The following is a 1,111-nucleotide window of genomic DNA, read 5'->3' on the forward strand; positions in this document are numbered from 1 at the left end:
TGCCTCGACATCACATACCGCTTGTTTGGCTCGCCAGAGCTTAAGGGCTTGGTTGGCATCGTCTTCACAGGCAAATTCCAACTGGCACAGTTTTTTAAAACTCTTACGCGCCTGCTCCGCTTGTTTGAGCATGCGCTTGTCGAGGGTATGACGCTCCCGTTTTTGTGCCTGTTCGCTTCGAACCAGTAACCATTTTTGAGCGACACCCGCATAGTCGTTTTGACACCAAGTCCCTTCATAACCCTCGCTTATTGGCTCAAATGATAAGGTAGAAGCCGACCTTACTAGCACCTTTGCCTCTTTCAAGGTTTGTGGGACACGCGTGATAAACGTTTGCCCCATATTATGTAATTCCACTAATGTCTCTTGCGTATACAACGCCGCATCTGCCACTAAATAGCGATTCGACTGTGCGGCTTTTAAACTGCCGATATGGGCTTTAACAATCTGTTTAAACCCTTCCATGTCATTGCTGTTGCCACTGGCGGGTTTCATGTAAACCGGAATGCCTGATTGATTCTCACAAATCAAATTCAAAATGACTTGATTTAACTCTGGTCGATGGTCTCTTGAATAGCCTTTGGTTAAGCGCACCGTGTGCATATCATCGTCTGGCGTTTCTTGGCCATCGTAGTGAAAACTACTGGAATCTAAGTGCAGTGACTCATTAACCAGCCCTAAATGAGACACGACTTTCTCACCCAATTGCTGGTATAAATCGCTCACACCGTATTCATAGAGTGCATCTAAGCAACGTCCAAGGGCATCATCGTTGATATGCTTGGCCTCAATGCCTTTCCCCAATAGTCTATCCAGCGGTCTGTTCGTGAAGTATTCACTGTACATGTGCAATGTTCGGCCAGTGAAACCAAGCCCATTAAGCAGCATAGCGACAAATAAATCCCCTGTACTGACTTTACGTAGACCTGTATCACCAATCGTATTGTTAACAACGTCGGCTATTGCTAACTCTTTGGCAAAACCCGCGACTAACCCTAAGTGATCTAATGACTTGGCAGATGGAAATGACATATTTTTATGGCTCTCAAAAGAGAGTAATAGATCAAGAATAGGGATCTGTGTCAAGAGAAAAGTTTAAAAAAGAGCAACA

The 1,111-nt window shown here is 44.8% G+C and carries 1 protein-coding gene; it reads right to left on the reverse strand.

The genetic code is table 11. From position 1 onward, the window contains the following. The coding region (locus AC07E3_RS21420) for an IS1634 family transposase (RefSeq protein WP_478364757.1) at positions 1-1,086 on the reverse strand (1,086 nt) is incomplete at its 3' end. Positions 1,087-1,111: the final 25 nt, after the last annotated feature.

The organism is Nitratireductor lacus (assembly GCF_056431025.1).